Raw genomic sequence first — 16,963 nt, forward strand, 5'->3', positions numbered from 1 at the left:
GCGCTTGACGGTCGTAAGGCGGCGGGGCAAGCAGGGCGGCATGATCGATATCCGTCCCGTGGCCAATATCGTCGGCAAGGTCGTCGTCACGCTCGGGGCGGCGATGGCGCTGCCCATGCTGGTGGACTGGTGGCACGGCGACGCGCATTGGCTGATCTTTCTGGAATGCGGCATCCTGACCATGCTGGCCGGCGGGCTGGTGGCGCTGTCGACGCGGCAGAGGGACAGTTCCCTGACCATCCAGCAGGTCTTTCTGCTGACGGCGATGCTGTGGCTGGTGGTGCCGGTGGCCGGCGCGCTGCCCTTCATGCTGGGCGCGCCGCATGCTGGCTTCACCGATGCCTATTTCGAGGCCATGTCGGGCGTCACCACGACCGGGACCACGGCCTTTGCCGGGCTGGACGGCCTGCCCAAGGGCACCAACCTGTGGCGGGCCTTCCTGAACTGGTCCGGGGGCCTCGGGATCATCGTGGTCGCCATGATCTTCCTGCCGGTGATGAAGGTCGGCGGCATGCAGTTCTTTCGCTCGGAAGGGTTCGACACGCTGGGCAAGATCCTGCCCCGCGCCTTCGACATCGCGCGCGAGATGGCCGGGGTCTATTTCGCCATGACCGCCAGCTGCATGGTGGTCTATATCCTGCTGGGCATGAAGGGCTTCGACGCGCTGGTGCTGGCGCTGTCCACCTGCTCGACCGGCGGGTTCTCCAATTACGACGCCAGCTTCGCGCCCTTCATTGGGCCGGCGGAGTATGCGGCGGCCTTCTTCATGATCCTGGCCTCGATCCCCTTCATCCGCATGGTGCAGCTGATCCGCGGCTCGGCCGAGCCGATCTGGCGCGACATCCAGGTGCGGGCCTATCTGCGCTGGACCTTCTATGCCATCGCCGTGGTGGTGCTTTACCGGCTGTTGTGGCTTGAGGCGAAGAACCCGCTCGCCGTGATCCGCGAGACCACGTTCAACGTGATCTCGGCCTTCTCGGGCACCGGCTTCGCCTCGACCGACGTCACGCAATGGGGGCATTTCCCCTTCGTCATCCTGATCGTGGTCGGGCTGATCGGCGGCTGCACCGGCTCGACCTCGTGCTCGGTCAAGGTGTTCCGCTATCTGGTGCTGCTCCAGGCGGTCAAGGCGCAGCTGCGGCGGATGCAGTCGCCGCATCGGGTGTTTCCGCTGCTTTACGGCGGCCGCCCGCTGGAGGAGGACGTGGTCGATTCGGTCATGGCCTTCTTCACCCTGTTCATCCTGACCTTCGGCCTGCTGATCGTCGGGCTGGCGTTGACCGGGCTGCATCCGCGCACCGCGCTGACCGCGGCCTGGACCGCCATCGCCAATGTCGGCCTGGTCTGGGGCCCGGAACTGACCGAGAGCGGGGCGGTGACGGATTTCCCCACCGCCTCGAAATGGCTGATGATCTGCGGCATGTATCTGGGCCGGCTCGAACTGATCTCGGTGCTGGTGCTGTTCCTGCCGCGGTTCTGGCGCGCCTAGTTCTGCGCTGCCGCCGGGGCGATGGCGGGCGCCTCGGGCTGCGCCTCGCCCGCGCCGGGGGCGAAGCGGGTCAGGTTGTCCGAGATCTCGGCCGCCAGCCGGTGCTGGTCCTCGGGGTCCGAGATCGGCCAGATCAGCACGAAGCCCTGCACGCGCCCTTCCACGACCCGGGCCTCGGCATGGCCGATATGGGTCTGGTTGCTTCCGTCCAGCGTGACGCTGCCGCGTTCCACCTGGCGCTGGGGCGCCGGCACCCAGCCGAGCGCGGTGACAAGGCCGGCGAGGTCCAGCATCTCCTGCTGGCCGCCGGGCTGTGAGAACAGGATCAGCGCCGCGCCCGAGCCGTCCTTGGGCCCATAGATCGACAGCGCGCGCTCGGCGCGGTCGAATTGCAGCTTGTCCATCGGCGCGGGCAGGGCAAGGCCGGTATGGCTGTCCCGAAGCTCGGTCAGGCCCATCTCGGCCCGCCAGGCCTCGCGCCGCCGGATCAGCTCGGCCATGGCGGTGGCGGTATCGGGCGAGGCGCGCAGGCGCACGATCTCTTCGGCGATGGCGGCGCGGGTCTTGGGGCCGTCCTTGCCGTCGATGCCGCCGTCGTAATGGCCGGCCCAACGCAGGGCGCGCTGGATGTCCTCCAGCGGCGGCATGGGCACCGGCGCGGCATCCGGGGCAGGGGGCGCGCCAAGCTCCGGCACCTTGCCGATGATCGCGATCTCGCCCATCTCCTCGCCGGGCGACAGGAAGGCGTCCTTCGGCACCGCGCCGGCGGCCTTGAAGGCTTTCAGCCAGGCGGTGCCGGTCGCCTCGTCCATAGGGCCGAAGGCGATGGCCGACCGGCCGTTGGGCAGGGTCCAGAGCCCGGCCTCGGGCAGGGTTTCGCGCCATTTCGCCAGCAGTTCCTCGGCCCTGGCGCGGTCGGTGCTGGATTCAAGGCGCAGGAAGAATTGCGCCGGCGCGGGTTCGGGAGCGGGTTCCGGCGCGGCCGCGGTGGTGTTTTCGGTGGTGTTTTCGGGGGCGGTTTCGGCGGCGGCGCTTTCGGGCGTGGCGGCCGTGGCCGCATCCTCGCCCGCCAGATCGCCCACCGCAGGCTCGCCGTCCTCCTCTGCCGGCTGGCCCGCGCCCTGCCGGAAGGTCGAGGCATTGCCGGTCGAGCCATCGGGCGCCCCCGGCGCGGCGGGGGCCGCCCTGGCCACCGGGGTCAGGTCGCGGCCCTCGGCGGCGGAAAGGAAGCTGTCGCCCGGCACCTTGCGCTCCTGCTTCAGCTGCTCCAGCCGCGCCGTCGCCGCTTCGCGCGGCATCGGGCCAAGCGCGATGCCGATCCAGCCATCGGCCAGCGGGAAGGTCACGACATCGGGGAAGGCGGTGGCCCAGCCTTCGGCACTGGCGCGGGCGGCCTCGGCACCGCGCTTGGCCTCGATGCGGATCACCACATCCTCGGCTTGCGCGGCCGCGCCGAATGCCAGCGGCAGAGCCGCACCGATGACGAATGCAAAGCGCCGCATGGGCATGTCCCTCTCATTGACCCTGCGCCGCCCTCTGCCTAGAAGGCGGCAGACATTTCCTGCCAGTTATGCCGAAGGAAGCCCCGATGACCAGCCCAAAGGACAATCAGACGGCGAAACCCGTCTGCTTTCAGGACGTGATCCTGCGCCTGCAATCCTATTGGGCCGGACAGGGCTGCGCGGTGCTGCAACCCTATGACATGGAGGTCGGCGCCGGCACCTTCCACCCGGCCACGACACTGCGCAGCCTGGGCGCCCGGCCCTGGGCTGCGGCCTATGTCCAGCCCTCGCGCCGCCCCACGGATGGCCGCTATGGCGAGAACCCGAACCGGTTGCAGCACTACTACCAGTATCAGGTCATCATCAAACCCTCGCCCGCCAACCTGCAGGACCTGTATCTGGGCAGCCTCAAGGCCATCGGCCTCGACCCGATGATCCACGACGTGCGCTTCGTCGAGGACGACTGGGAATCCCCGACGCTGGGCGCCTGGGGCCTGGGCTGGGAGGTCTGGTGCGACGGCATGGAGGTCAGCCAGTTCACCTATTTCCAGCAGGTCGGCGGCCATGACTGCAAGCCGGTCTCGGGCGAGCTGACCTACGGGCTGGAGCGGCTGGCCATGTATGTGCTGGGGGTCGAGCACGTGATGGACATGCCCTTCAACCCGCCCGGCAGCCCGATCCCGCTGAGCTATGGCGACGTCTTCCGCCAGGCCGAGCGCGAATATTCCCGCTGGAACTTCGAGCAGGCCGATACCGGCATGCTGTTCCAGCATTTCAAGGATGCCGAGGCGGAATGCGACCGCATCCTGACCGCGGCCGAGACGGACGGCGCCGGGCGCCGCATCCCGATGGCGCATCCGGCCTATGACCAGGCGATCAAGGCCAGCCACCTGTTCAACCTGCTGGACGCGCGCGGCGTGATCTCGGTCACCGAGCGCCAGGCCTATATCGGCCGCGTCCGCGCGCTGGCGAAACGCTGCGCCGACCTGTTCGTGACCACCGAGGCCGCGGGCGCGGCGGGGGGAGAGGCGGCATGAGCTCGGGCAAGATCGTCGCCTCGATGCTGGTGCTGGTGGCCGTCATGGCCGGCCTTGCCGTCTGGTATCTGCAGGTCTACGGCTTCTATGACGAGGTGGACGAGATCAGCGGCGCGCAAGAGATCGTCGTCACCGACGCGCAGGGCGCGACGCATCCGGTCGCGGTCGGCGATTTCAAGGCCATCGACGCGGCAAGCTCGCCGATCCGCTATCGCGCCTGCTTCACGCTGGACCCTGCCGGGCTGGCCGATGCCGCGCCCTATCCCGCCGCGACGCCGCTGAACGGGCCGGGCTGGTTCAAGTGCTATTCCGCCCGGGCACTGACCGCCGACCTGGAATCCGGCGCGGCGCGCGCCGTGCTGGGCCAGGCCGAGATCCGCCCCGACGTGGACCGGGTGATCGTCGTCTATCCCGACGGCCGCGCCTTTGCCTGGCACCAATTCAACGACAAGACCCCCGAACGCGGAGTGATGGACTGATGCCCGACCTGCTGATCGAGCTGTTCTCAGAGGAAATCCCGGCGCGCATGCAGGCCCGCGCCCGCGAGGACCTGAAGAAACTCGTCACCGACGGGCTGGTCGAGGCCGGCCTGACCTACCGCTCGGCCGGCGCCTTCTCGACCCCGCGCCGGCTGGCGCTGGCCATCGAGGGGCTGACCGCGGAAAGCCCGACCACGCGCGAGGAGCGCAAGGGCCCCCGCACCGACGCCCCCGAGGCGGCGCTGGAGGGCTTCCTGCGCTCGACCGGTCTGACCCGCGACCAGCTGGAAGCGCGCGACGACAAGAAGGGCCAGGTCTGGTTCGCCACCATCGTGAAGCCGGGACGCCCCGCCGCCGGGATCGTCGCCGAGGTGCTGGAGGCGACGATCCGCAACTTCCCCTGGCCCAAGTCGATGCGCTGGGGCTCGGGCAGCCTGCGCTGGGTGCGGCCGCTGCATTCCATCCTCTGCCTGCTCTCGGACGAATCCGGCGCCGCGGTGGTGCCGCTGGAGATCGACGGCATCCGCGCCGGCAACACCACCCGCGGCCACCGCTTCATGGCCCCGGACGAGATCGCCGTCTCGGGCTTCGAGGATTACGCCGCCAGGCTGCGCCGCGCCCGCGTCATGCTGGACTCCGCCGAACGCGAGGCCGCGATCCGGCAGGAGGCGGCGAACCTCGCCTTCGCCCGCGGCTGGGAGATCGTGCCGGACGAGGGCCTGCTGACCGAGGTCGCGGGCCTTGTCGAATGGCCGGTGCCGCTGATGGGCGCCATCGAGGACCGCTTCCTGACGCTGCCTCCCGAGGTGCTGCAGACCTCGATGAAGGAGCACCAGAAATTCTTCTCGGCCCGCAATCCCAGGACCGGCCGCATCGAGGGCTTCGTCACCGTGGCGAATATCGAGACCCCCGACCATGGCGAGACGATCCTGAAGGGCAACCAGCGCGTGCTGGCCGCCCGCCTCTCGGACGCGGCCTTCTTCTGGGACAACGACCTGCGCGAGGCGCGGGCGGGCATGGCCGACTGGGCCGAAGGGCTGAAATCGGTCACTTTCCAGAGCAAGCTGGGCTCGCAGGCGGATCGCATCGCCCGCATCGCGGCGCTGGCGCGCGAGATCGCGCCGCTGGTCGGCGCCGATGCCGATCAGGCGGAACAGGCGGCCAAGATCGCCAAGCTCGACCTGCGCTCGGCCATGGTCGGCGAGTTCCCGGAACTGCAAGGCATCATGGGCCGCTATTACGCGCTGGAGGCCGGCCTGCCCGAGCCGGTGGCCGATGCTGCCCGCGACCATTACTCGCCGCTCGGCCCCTCGGATGCGGTGCCCTCGGCGCCGGTGTCGGTGGCGGTGGCGCTGGCCGACAAGCTCGACACGCTGACCGGCTTCTGGGCCATCGACGAGAAGCCCACCGGCTCGAAAGACCCCTTCGCACTCCGCCGCGCCGCGCTGGGGGTGATCCGGCTGGTGCTGGTGAACGGGGTGCGGGCCAATCTGGGCCGAACCTTCGCCAAAGCCAATCCGGATGCCGCGGCCGCCGACCTCATCGCCTTCTTCCACGACCGCCTGAAGGTCCATCTGCGCGACCAGGGCATCCGCCACGACATCATCGACGCGGTGCTGGCGATGCCCGGCAATGACGACCTGGTGCTGCTGGTCAACCGTGCCACCGCGCTGAACGACGTGCTCAAGACCGAGGACGGCACCAACCTGCTGCAAGGGCTGAAACGCGCCGGCAATATCCTCGCCCAGGCCGAGGAGAAGGACGGCGTCGAATACAGCTTCGGCGCCGATCCGAAATTCTCCGAGACCGACGAGGAACGCGCCCTTTTCGCCGCCCTCGACAAGGCCGAGCCCGCGATCCGCGAGGCCGTCCGGCTCGAGGATTTCCAGGCCGCGACCCAGGGCATCGCCAGCCTGCGCGCGCCCATCGACGCCTTCTTCGAGGCGGTGCAGATCAACACCGACAACCAGATCACCCGCCGCAACCGGCTGAACCTGCTCTCGCGCATCCGCGAGGCCGGCCGGCTGATCGCGGATTTCGGCCGCATCGAGGGCTGACTCCCGGCTTCTTTCTTGCGCAAATATCCCGGGGGAACGCCCCTGCGGCCCCGTCGGGGGCCGCAGGGGCGTGGGGGCAGAGCCCCCGCCTCCGCTCTCGCCTCCGGCTTTCTTCGCACTTGCAGCAATGCGCCGGCCATGCCTAATGTGACGGCATCATGACCGCGCTGACAGATCCCGGAGCCATCGTCGAAATCACCCCCTCGGCGGGGATCCAGGCCGCACGCCACGGCTGGCGCGCAAAATGCCTGCAGCGCCTGATCCGCATGGAGCTGCCGGTCCCGACCAGCTTCGCGCTGTCGGCCGAGGCGGTGCGCGCCATCGCCGCCGGCCAGATGCCCGACCGCGCCCGCCTCGCCGCCATCATCGAGCGCGCCGACGGGCTGGTCAGCGTGCGGCCCTCGGCGATGAACCCGGCCTGGGGCGGGCCGGGCACGGTGCTGAACGTCGGCATCAACCACGAATGCCACGCCCGGCTGGTCCAGACCCGCGGCAAGGCGGCGGCGGACGCGATCTATCTGGGCTTCGTGCAATCCTATGCCATCCATGTTGCCCGGCTCGACCCCGACATGTTCTCGGACAGCGAGGGCGGGCTCGACGCGGCGCTGCGCGCCTATGAGGACGAGACGGACGAGGAATTCCCCCAGGACCCGACCCAGCAGCTGGCCGAGGTGCTGCGTAGCATGGCGCGGGCCTGGGACGGGCCGACCGCGCGGCTTCTGCGCCAGGCCAAGGGGGCGCCGGCCATCGCACCGCTGGGGCTGGTGGTGCAGGACATGGCGCTGGCCATCGGGCCGGGCGTCACCGGCTCGGGCACCATCCAGTTCGTCGACAGCGTGACCGGCGCGTCGCGCATCACCGGCCGGTTCCGCGGCCAGACCCAGGGCCGCTCGAAGGCCGAGGGGGCCGAGACGCTCTACCTGACCCGGGACCCGCGCGGCCCCTCGCTGGAGGAGGCCGCGCCCGAGGTCTTTGCCGACCTGGTCCGGTTCGGGGTCGCCGCCCGCGAAAGGCTGCGCGAGGAGATGCAGATCGAATTCGTCGTCTCGGACAGCCGGCTTTCGATCATCGATGCGGTGCGGGTCATCCGCAGCTCGCGGGCCAGCGTGCGCATCGCCGTGGCGCTGGCCCGCGACGGCATCATCCCGGCGGAAGAGGCGGTGATGCGGGTCGAGCCGCGGGCGCTTTCCGACCTGCTGCACCACCAGGTCGATCCGCGCGCGCCCCGCGACGTCATCGTCCGCGGCATCAATGCCAGCCCCGGCGCCGCCACCGGCCGCATCGTCTTTACCGCCGCCGCCGCCCAGGCCGCCGAGGCGCGGGGCGAGCGCTGCGTGCTGGTGCGTCGCGAGACGGTGCCCGAGGACATCCGCGGCATGCATGCCGCCGTCGCCGTGCTGACCGAGCGCGGCGGCATGACCAGCCATGCCGCGGTGATCGCCCGCGGCATCGGCCTGCCCTGCATCGTCGGCGCCAGCGGCATCTCGATCGACTCGCGCGCCCGGACCATGCTGATCGGCGGGCGCATCTTCCACGAGGGCGAGGAGATCACCATCGACGGCACCTCGGGCGAGGTGCTGGCCGGCGCCGCCGAGATGCTGGAGCCGGCGCTGGACGAAAGCTTCACCCAGTTGCTGGAATGGGCCGACCAGCATTGCCGCATCCGCATCCGCGCCAATGCCGACACGCCCGAGGACGCCCGCACCGCCCGCATGTTCAACGCCCAGGGCATCGGGCTGTGCCGCACCGAGCACATGTTCTTCGACGACGAGCGCCTGCCCGCCATGCGCGAGATGATCTTTGCCGGCAAGCCCGAGGACCGCCGCCTGTCGCTGGAACGCCTGCTGCCGATGCAGCGCAGCGATTTCGCCAAGCTGTTCGAGATCATGGCCGGCCTGCCGGTCACCATCCGGCTCTTCGACCCGCCGCTGCACGAATTCCTGCCCCATGACCGCGAGGGGATGCGGGAACTGGCCGAATCGCTGGACCTGCCGCTGTCGGACGTCACCCGCCGGGTCGAGGCGCTGTCGGAATTCAACCCGATGCTGGGCATGCGCGGCGTGCGGCTGGGGATAACCGTCCCCGAGATCTATGACATGCAGGCCCGCGCCATCTTCGAGGCCACCATCGAGGCCAGCCACAACGGCGCGCCGGTGGTGCCCGAGATCATGATCCCGCTGGTCAGCGCCCGGCGCGAGGTCGAGCTGGTCAAGACCCGCATCGACGCCGTGGCCGCCGCCGTCCGCAACGAGACGCGCAAGGATTTCACCTATCGGCTGGGCGTCATGGTGGAGACGCCGCGCGCCGCGCTGCGCGCCGGCGACATCGCCGAGCATTCCGCTTTCCTGTCCTTCGGCACCAACGACCTGACGCAGATGACCTACGGCCTGTCGCGCGACGATGCCGGCCGCTTCATGGGCATCTATGTCAACCAGGGCGTCTATTCCGAGGATCCGTTCCATATCCTCGACCGCGACGGGGTGGGCGAACTGGTGGCCATCGGTGCCGAGCGCGCCCGCAGCCACAAGCCCGACATCACTATTTCGGTCTGCGGCGAGCATGGCGGCAATCCGGAATCCATCGCCTTCTGCCTGCGGGCCGGGGTGAACTATGTCTCCTGCTCGCCCTTCCGGGTGCCGGTGGCGCGCCTTGCTGCAGCGCAGGAATCGATTCTCATGGCGCGGGAAGAGACGGAATCCCAGACCTGGTTCGGGTCCTAGCCCCGGCCGGTTTTGGCCGGAATCTGCCCGTTAACCTTTTTGTCGTCGGCGGGTTTCCGCCAAAATCATTTAAAATCAAGCGAATCGCGCCGCTCACGCCCATGTGGGCTGGATAGGGGCGTCCTGTTTCGGGCCTTTAACGCCAGACCGCCGCCCGCGAGGGAACCTCGGGGCGGCCCTTCCGACGAAACAGACCGGGCCGGACCCGGACCGAAAACAGGACCAACATGTCGATTAGCAAGTCATGGCTGGCGCGCGTTTCCGTGTGTGTGGCTGTCGCCTTTTCCCCTGTCGCAACCGTTCCGGCCCTTGCCGATGGGCAGCACCAGGTCGCCTATGAAACCAAGACCGGCCGCGCCCGTCAGGCCGCCGTGCAGATCAACCCCACCGACCTGCAATGCCTGGCCGAGGCGCTGTATTTCGAGGCGCGCGGCGAAGGCGTCCAAGGCCAGAAGGCCGTGGCCGAGGTGATCCTGAACCGCGTCGATCACCCGCGTTTCCCCAAGACCGTCTGCGGCGTGGTGAACCAGCGCGGCCAGTTCACCTATAACAAGAACGCCCGCATCCGCGAAAAGGGCACCTATGCCCGGGTGCAGAAGGTCGCCATGGCGGCGCTGGCCGGTGCGCCGCGCACGCTGACCAACGGCGCGACCTATTTCCATGCCCGGGGCGTCAGCCCCTCCTGGGCCAAGCGTTTCGAGCGCACGACCCGCATCGGCAGCCATACCTTCTATCGCTCGGATCGCCGGCTGGCCGCGAACTGAGCCCGCGGGCTGACGCATTCCTTCTGTGGATTCCGCGGTCCCGTCTCTTGCGGCGGGGCCGTTTTCCTGAAAACACGGGCGGTATGGACCAGCCTGACCGTATCCACCTGCGCGATTACATCCTTTCGGCCGAGATCGGCGCGTTCCAGACCGAGCGTGGGCATCCGCAGCGGCTGCGCTTCAACATCGATGTCGAGCTGGCGACCCATGTCGTCGGCGTGAACGACGAGGTGGACCGGATCCTCAGCTATGACATCCTGACCGGCGCCGTGGCGGCCGGGCTGGCGGATCGCCGCTACGACCTGCTGGAAACGCTGGCCGAGAAAATCGCCGCGCAGATCCTCGCCCATCCGCGCGCCGCACAGGTCTCGGTCACGGTCGAGAAGCTGGACCGCATCCCCGGCGCCCTGGGCGTGACGCTGGTGCGCCGCCAGGCGCGGGTCGAGGCCGACAACGTCGCCGCGCCGATCCGGGTGGTCTTTCACGGCCGCGACATGGCGCTGCCCGAAGGCGCGGTGGCGCTGGTCCCGGACGCCCCGCGCCTGCCCCTGCCGCAGGGCGGCAATGCGCGCGAGATCGAGCTGCTGGCGCTGGACCAGGCCGCCTGGGCCCTGGCCGGCCACCTGGGCCTGACCGTCGCCGACAGCCGCACCGAGTTGGACTGGGCGGCGAGCGAGGGCCGCGCCGTGGTCTGGGCCCCGGCCCGCATGGTGCGCGACGTGGCCGGGCTGGCACCCGAACCGCAGGCGCTGGCGCTGTGGCTGGCCGAGCGGCTGGGGGCGAGCCGGCTGGACTGGGCTCTACCCCAGGATGCGGCGGAGCCGGCCGTGCCGGCGGGTTTTCGCATTCCGACCGGGCGTATCTGATCTTCGCGCTTGAATCGGCAGCCGGCCGGCGTAGAGACCGGAGCATGACCGATTATTTCCGCCCCATCCCTTGCGAGACGGGCCGCTGGCGACTGGCCGGCGGCTGGCTGCGCTTCTCGCAATTCGAGCTTCTGCGGCGCGGCGAGCCGCCGCGCGTGGTGGACGCCGCCCCCGAGGCGGTGCTGGCCGCGCTGACCGCGCCGCGCGCGCCGCTGCTGGGCCTGACCATGGATCGCCCGCGCATCATGGGCATCGTCAACGCCACGCCCGACAGCTTCTCGGATGGCGGGGCCTATGATGGGGCGGCGCAGGCGCGGCTGCTGGCCGGGCAGGGGGCCGAGATCCTCGATATCGGCGGCGAATCGACCCGGCCGGGCGCCCGCGAGGTGCCGGTGGCCGAAGAGATCGCCCGCGTTACCCCCGCCATCGCCGCGGGTCGCGCACTGGCGGCGGTGTCGATCGACACCCGCAAGGCCGAGGTGGCGCGGGTCGCCATCGCGGCGGGCGCGGGGCTGGTCAACGACGTTTCGGGCTTCGATTTCGATCCGGCCATGGCGGCGACGGTCGCGGCGGCGGGCGTGCCGGTCTGCCTGATGCACGCCCAGGGCATCCCCGAGACGATGCAGGATAATCCGACCTATGGCGACGTGCTGCTGGACGTCTATGACGCGCTGGCCGAGCGCATCGCCCGGGCCGAGGCGGCGGGCATTCCCCGCGACAGGATCGTGATCGATCCGGGCATTGGTTTCGGCAAGACGCAGGCGCATAATCTGGCGATCCTGCGGCGGATCTCGGTCTATCACGGGCTGGGCTGCGCCGTGCTGCTGGGGGTTTCGCGCAAGCGGTTCATCGGCAGCCTCGGCGGGGCCGAGCATCCGGCGGACCGGGTGGCGGGCACGCTGGCGGTGACGCTGGCGGGGATCGCGCAGGGCATACAGATCCACCGCGTCCATGACGTGGCGGAAACACGGCAGGGCCTCGCCCTCTGGCGGGCCGTGACCACAGAAACGAGTTGAGCGGGGCAAGATGAGCAGGAAACTTTTCGGCACCGACGGCGTCCGGGGCCGCGCCAATACCCATCCGATGACGGCCGAGATGGCGCTGCGCCTGGGCGCCGCCGCCGGCCGCTATTTCCGCCGCAACGGCGAGGATCACCACCGCGTCGTCATCGGCAAGGACACCCGCCTGTCCGGCTATATGCTGGAGAACGCGCTGACCGCCGGGCTGACCTCGACAGGCATGAACGTGCTGCTGCTGGGTCCGGTGCCGACGCCGGCGGTGGGCTATCTCACCCGCTCGATGCGGGCGGATGTGGGCATCATGATCTCGGCCAGCCACAACCCGGCGCAGGACAACGGCATCAAGTTCTTCGGTCCCGACGGCTTCAAGCTTTCGGACGAGGCCGAGGCCGAGATCGAGAGCATCGTGGCGGGCGAGATCATTCCGGCCCAGCCGCAGAACATCGGCCGCGCCAAGCGCATCGATGACGGGCGCGGCCGCTATGTCGAATATGCCAAGACCACCTTCCCGGCCGGGCACCGGCTGGACGGGCTGAAGGTGGTGGTGGACTGCGCCAACGGCGCCGCCTATCGCGCCGCGCCGGACGTGCTGTGGGAACTGGGCGCCGAGGTGATCCCGCTGGGGGTTTCCCCGAACGGCCACAACATCAATGACGGCCTCGGCTCGACCCATCCCGAAGCCTGCGCCCGCGCGGTGCTGGAGCACGGCGCCGACATGGGCATCAGCCTGGACGGCGATGCCGACCGGGTGATGATCGTGGACGAAAAGGGGCAGGTGGCGGATGGCGACCAGATCATGGCGCTGCTGGCCGACCGCTGGGCGGCGCAGGGCCGGCTGCGCGGCGGGGCGCTGGTGGCGACGGTGATGTCGAACCTCGGGCTCGAACGCTTTCTGCAGGGCCGCGGGCTGCGGCTGGAGCGCACTGCCGTCGGCGACCGCTACGTGGTCGAGCGGATGCGCGGCGCGGGCTTCAACCTGGGGGGCGAGCAGTCGGGCCATATCGTGATGACCGATTACGCCACTACCGGCGACGGGCTGATCGCCAGCCTGCAATTCCTGGCGGCGCTGTCGGATAGCGACCGGCCGGCCTCGGAGCTGGTGGCGCAGTTCGAGCCGGTGCCGCAGCTGCTGAAGAACGTGCGCTATGCCGCCGGCGCCGATCCGCTGTCGGTCGAGGCGGTCAAGGCCGAGATCGCCCGCGCCGAGGCGCGGCTGGACGGCTGCGGCCGGGTGCTGATCCGCAAGTCCGGCACGGAGCCCCTGATCCGGGTCATGGCCGAGGCCGAGGACGAGACCGTGCTGCGCGAGGTCGTGGAGGGTATCGTCGCGGCGGTGGAGCGGGCGGCCTGACCGTCTGCGCGGGCCGTGCCGGTGGCGGCCTTGGCATGGGTATTTGGGAAACAGAGAAGTGCAGGCGCGGCGTCAGACCGCCGTCGGGTCGTAATCGTAGAGCCAGGCGAAACGCTCGATCAGCCGGGCCGGGGCGAGGCGCGAGACGGCGCGCAGCCCGGCATGGGCGACGGCGCGGGTCGGGCCGCGCAGGTGGTAGTTGCGGGCATTGGCATTCGCCGCCTCGACGATGCGCTGGCAGCGCGGCTGGCGCAGGGACTGGAAGCGCGCCAGCGCGGTTTCCTGATCCGTGCCGGCATCGAGGCAGGCGGCCAGCACCCAGGCATCCTCGATCGCCATGACCGCGCCCTGGGCCATGAAGGGCAGGGTCGGATGCGCGGCGTCGCCGATCAGCGCCCGTTTGCCGTCCTGCCAATGCGCGGCGACAGGGTGGCGGAAGAGGCCCCAGATGCCGACCCGCTCGACCCGTTCCAGCCAGCCGGGCACCGGGCCGCCGAAGCGGGCGAAGGCGGCGCGCAGCTCGGCCGGATCGCCGGGGATCGACCAGCCTTCCTCGTGCCAGTCGGGACGTTCGACCACGGCGACGATATTGCGCTGGCCCTGGCCCAGCGGATAGCTGACCAGATGCCGGCCCGGCCCCATGAAGACCTGCGCCGCCGGCGCGGCATCGGCTTCGGCCGGGATCAGCGCCCGCCAGGCGGTCTGGCCGGTGAAGAAGGGGGCCTCGGCGCCGTTCAGCGCCGGGCGCAGGCGGCTTTTCACCCCGTCGGCGCCGATCAGCAGCGGCACCTCGGGCAGGTCGGTCACGTCATGGCCCAGCTCGATCCGGGCGCCGGCCTCGCGTGCCACCTGTTCCAGCAGCGCGACCAGCCGGGCGCGGTGGACAAGGCGGAAACGGTCCTGCGGGCGGTATCGGGCCAGGTCCAGCACCGCGACCGGCCGGCCGGCGGAATCGCGCAGCTCGACCCGTTGCGAGGGCACCGAGATCGCCCGGAAGCGCGGCCACAGCCCCAGCGCCTCGATCACCCGCACCGCGTTGGGCGAGATCTGCAGGCCCGCGCCGACCTCACGCAGAGCGCCGGCGCGTTCCAGCACCGTCACGGCAAAGCCGCGCTGCGCCAGCGCGCAGGCGGCGGTCAGGCCGGCGATGCCGGCGCCGATGATGGTGACGGGGGGCCGGGTCAGCAGCGCACCTCGGCGCTGGCGATGGCAAGGAATTCGTCCAGCCTGTCCTGCGGCAGGCCGGCGGCGCGCAGCACCTCGGCGGCGAAGGTCACGGGCGCGGTGCCGGGCGCGGTGATGATGCCGCCATCGGCCACGGCATGCGGCAGGTCGCGGTAATGGTCGGCCGCGTCATAGCCGGGCAGCCAGTGGCGCAGGAAATCGAGCCCGTTCGAGGTGTGGTCGCGCCCGTCCAGAAGCCCGGCGCGGCCGAGCGCCAGGGTGCCGGCGCAGATCCCGGCGACGGTCTGGCCGCGGCCATGTGCCGCGCGCAGCATCTCGGCCAGGTCGGGGGGCGCTTCGCCCGTCCAGCTTTCGCCGCCGCAAAGCACGATCACCTCGTCCTCGCGCGGCACCGCATCCTCGAGCCCGGTCACCGTCAGCCCGCCCATCGAGCGGACCGTGCCGCCGCCCGGCGTGACGTGGCGGACCCTCAGACCGTAGAAATCCCCGCCGATACCGGAGATCAGCGGGGTTTCCCAATCCGCGAACCTGTCCAGGAACAGGATCATCACGGGTTTCAGGCTTGTCTCCGGCATGCTTGCTCCCTCGGGTTGCGAGGCCGGGGCGGCTGCGGGCTCAGTCGTCGCGATGCACGCGCTCGCGCCGCTCGTGGCGCTCCTGCGCCTCCAGCGTCATGGTGGCGATGGGCCGCGCGTCCAGCCGCTTGAGGCTGATCGGCTCTCCGGTCATTTCGCAATAGCCGTATTCGCCGGTCTCGATGCGGCGCAGGGCCGCGTCGATCTTGGCGACCAGCTTGCGCTGGCGGTCGCGGGTGCGCAGCTCCAGCGAGCGGTCGGTTTCCTCGGAGGCGCGGTCGGCCAGGTCGGGCACGTTGCGGGCGCTGTCCTGCAGACCTTCCAATGTCTCGGCGGACTGGTCGAGCAGCTCCTGCTTCCATGCGATCAGCTTGCGGCGGAAATATTCGAGTTGCCGCTCGTTCATGAAAGGTTCGTCTTCGGCGGGGCGATAATCTTCGGGCAGAAAGGTCTGGGCTTTCATCGTTCCTCCGGGAGCCGGGCGACTGGATGCCCGATCCTTGCGGCCCCCTTAAAGTATGGCAGACCAATTGTCACTAGGCCATTCCGACAGGTTTCGCCCGCGGCTTGCGAAGCCGGCGGCTGCTGGCTAGGGTCGCGCAGATTGCGCAAAGGACAGGCGGATGCAGTTTTCCTCGACCGAAACCTATGTGGCGCCCGCGGATCTGGCGATGGCCGTGAACGCGGCGATCACGCTGGAACGCCCCCTGCTGGTCAAGGGCGAGCCGGGCACCGGCAAGACCGAGCTGGCGCGGCAGGTTGCCGCAAGCCTGGACCTGCCCATCGTCGAATGGAACGTGAAATCGACCACCCGCGCGCAGCAGGGGCTTTACGAATACGATGCCGTGTCGCGGCTGCGCGACAGCCAGCTGGGCGATGCGCGGGTTCACGATATCGCGAACTACATTCGCAAGGGCAAGCTGTGGCAGGCTTTCGAGGCGCCGGGCAAGGTCGTGCTGCTGATCGACGAGATCGACAAGGCCGACATCGAGTTCCCGAACGACCTGCTGCAGGAACTCGACCGCATGGAGTTCCATGTCTACGAGACCGGCGAGACGGTGGTGGCCCGGCACCGGCCGGTGGTCATCATCACCTCGAACAACGAGAAGGAGCTGCCGGACGCCTTCCTGCGCCGCTGCTTCTTCCACTATATCCGCTTTCCCGACGCCGAGACGCTGAAGCGCATCGTCGAGGTGCATTATCCCGGCCTCAAGCGCCGCATCCTGGACGAGGCGCTGAGCCAGTTCCTGGAACTGCGCGAGGTGCAGGGGCTGAAGAAGAAGCCCTCGACCAGCGAGCTTCTGGACTGGCTCAAGCTGATCCTGGCCGAGGACCTGTCGCCCGAGGACCTGAAGCGCCCGGCGGGCGAGATGCTGCCCCGGCTGCACGGCGCGCTTCTGAAAAACGAACAGGACGTGGCGCTGTTCGAGCGGCTGGCCTTCATGGCCCGCCGTCAACGCTGAGGGCGGCAGCGATGATCCGCGCGCTTCGCCCCGAGGATCGCAAGGGCTGGCAGCGGCTCTACGAGGGGTATCAGGCCTTTTACGGCTTCGACGACCGGCCGCCGTCCTTTTACGACCGCGCCTTTGCCCGGCTGATGGCGCGCGATCCGCGCGACTTCCACGGGCTGGTGGCCGAGTCGGACGGGCGGCTGCTGGGGCTGACGCATTACGTCTTTCACCCGAACCTGTGGCGCGACGAAGGGGTCTGCTATCTGCAGGACCTGTTCACCGCACCCGAGGCGCGCGGCCGCGGCATCGCCCGCGCCCTGATCGAGGCCGTCTATGCCGAGGCCGACCGGGCCGGCGTTCCCGCCGTCTATTGGCTGACGGCCGAGGACAACTATCCCGGCCGCATGCTCTACGACCGGGTTGGCCAGAAGTCGCCCTTCATCCGCTACAACCGCAAGCTGTAATGCA

The 16,963-nt window shown here is 69.7% G+C and carries 15 protein-coding genes; 11 read left to right on the forward strand and 4 right to left on the reverse strand.

Annotated elements, in window-relative coordinates; all coding sequences use genetic code 11:
- The first annotated feature begins 40 nt into the window (after positions 1-40).
- Positions 41-1,489 (forward strand): TrkH family potassium uptake protein, encoded by a 1,449-nt coding sequence (locus tag PARJ55_RS24275; RefSeq protein WP_028711836.1) that lies wholly within the window; start codon positions 41-43, stop codon positions 1,487-1,489.
- Here PARJ55_RS24275 and PARJ55_RS0104020 read toward each other — a convergent pair.
- Positions 1,486-2,991: a peptidoglycan-binding protein gene (locus tag PARJ55_RS0104020; RefSeq protein WP_028711837.1), complete on the reverse strand. Its 1,506-nt coding sequence runs from the start codon at positions 2,989-2,991 to the stop codon at positions 1,486-1,488. The genes PARJ55_RS24275 and PARJ55_RS0104020 overlap by 4 nt on opposite strands.
- 86 nt (positions 2,992-3,077) lie before the next feature.
- Between PARJ55_RS0104020 and PARJ55_RS0104025 the strand changes: the two genes are divergently transcribed.
- From PARJ55_RS0104025 to glmM, 8 genes are all read left to right on the forward strand, one after another.
- On the forward strand, positions 3,078-4,028 hold the full coding sequence (locus PARJ55_RS0104025) for a glycine--tRNA ligase subunit alpha (RefSeq protein ID WP_028711838.1): 951 nt from the start codon (positions 3,078-3,080) through the stop codon (positions 4,026-4,028).
- Complete coding sequence (locus PARJ55_RS0104030; protein WP_028711839.1) at positions 4,025-4,507, forward strand: DUF6446 family protein; 483 nt, start codon at positions 4,025-4,027, stop codon at positions 4,505-4,507. The genes PARJ55_RS0104025 and PARJ55_RS0104030 overlap by 4 nt, the downstream gene beginning before the upstream one ends.
- Positions 4,507-6,564, forward strand: a complete 2,058-nt coding sequence (gene glyS / locus PARJ55_RS0104035) for a glycine--tRNA ligase subunit beta (RefSeq protein ID WP_028711840.1) — start codon at positions 4,507-4,509, stop codon at positions 6,562-6,564. Before PARJ55_RS0104030 ends, glyS begins: the two co-directional genes overlap by 1 nt.
- A 158-nt stretch (positions 6,565-6,722) precedes the next feature.
- Complete coding sequence (locus PARJ55_RS0104040) at positions 6,723-9,284, forward strand: putative PEP-binding protein (protein WP_051416147.1); 2,562 nt, start codon at positions 6,723-6,725, stop codon at positions 9,282-9,284.
- A gap of 227 nt (positions 9,285-9,511) precedes the next feature.
- Positions 9,512-10,048 (forward strand): cell wall hydrolase, encoded by a 537-nt coding sequence (locus PARJ55_RS0104045; RefSeq protein ID WP_028711842.1) that lies wholly within the window; start codon positions 9,512-9,514, stop codon positions 10,046-10,048.
- Between the two features lie 83 nt (positions 10,049-10,131).
- Positions 10,132-10,914: a dihydroneopterin aldolase gene (locus tag PARJ55_RS0104050; protein ID WP_036713805.1), complete on the forward strand. Its 783-nt coding sequence runs from the start codon at positions 10,132-10,134 to the stop codon at positions 10,912-10,914.
- A 44-nt stretch (positions 10,915-10,958) separates the two neighbouring features.
- Positions 10,959-11,930: a dihydropteroate synthase gene (gene folP / locus PARJ55_RS0104055; protein ID WP_028711844.1), complete on the forward strand. Its 972-nt coding sequence runs from the start codon at positions 10,959-10,961 to the stop codon at positions 11,928-11,930.
- A gap of 10 nt (positions 11,931-11,940) precedes the next feature.
- Positions 11,941-13,284, forward strand: a complete 1,344-nt coding sequence (gene glmM, locus PARJ55_RS0104060; protein ID WP_028711845.1) for a phosphoglucosamine mutase — start codon at positions 11,941-11,943, stop codon at positions 13,282-13,284.
- A gap of 72 nt (positions 13,285-13,356) precedes the next feature.
- On the opposite strand, the gene PARJ55_RS0104065 is transcribed toward glmM, so the two are convergent.
- The 3 genes from PARJ55_RS0104065 to dksA are packed head-to-tail and all read right to left on the reverse strand — an operon-like array spanning position 13,357 to position 15,507.
- Positions 13,357-14,469, reverse strand: coding sequence for an FAD-dependent oxidoreductase (locus PARJ55_RS0104065; RefSeq protein ID WP_028711846.1), 1,113 nt, complete (start codon positions 14,467-14,469; stop codon positions 13,357-13,359).
- The gene (locus PARJ55_RS0104070; protein WP_051416148.1) at positions 14,466-15,044 is read right to left on the reverse strand and encodes a DJ-1/PfpI family protein; all 579 of its coding nucleotides are present in this window, start codon (positions 15,042-15,044) and stop codon (positions 14,466-14,468) included. Before PARJ55_RS0104070 ends, PARJ55_RS0104065 begins: the two co-directional genes overlap by 4 nt.
- A gap of 40 nt (positions 15,045-15,084) precedes the next feature.
- Positions 15,085-15,507 (reverse strand): RNA polymerase-binding protein DksA, encoded by a 423-nt coding sequence (gene dksA / locus PARJ55_RS0104075; protein WP_024842929.1) that lies wholly within the window; start codon positions 15,505-15,507, stop codon positions 15,085-15,087.
- Between the two features lie 160 nt (positions 15,508-15,667).
- Between dksA and PARJ55_RS0104080 the strand changes: the two genes are divergently transcribed.
- Positions 15,668-16,507 (forward strand): MoxR family ATPase, encoded by an 840-nt coding sequence (locus PARJ55_RS0104080; RefSeq protein ID WP_028711848.1) that lies wholly within the window; start codon positions 15,668-15,670, stop codon positions 16,505-16,507.
- A gap of 11 nt (positions 16,508-16,518) precedes the next feature.
- Positions 16,519-16,959 (forward strand): GNAT family N-acetyltransferase, encoded by a 441-nt coding sequence (locus PARJ55_RS0104085; RefSeq protein WP_028711849.1) that lies wholly within the window; start codon positions 16,519-16,521, stop codon positions 16,957-16,959.
- Positions 16,960-16,963: the final 4 nt, after the last annotated feature.

This window comes from Paracoccus sp. J55 (assembly GCF_000513975.1).
In the GTDB taxonomy this organism is placed as follows: Bacteria; Pseudomonadota; Alphaproteobacteria; order Rhodobacterales; family Rhodobacteraceae; genus Paracoccus.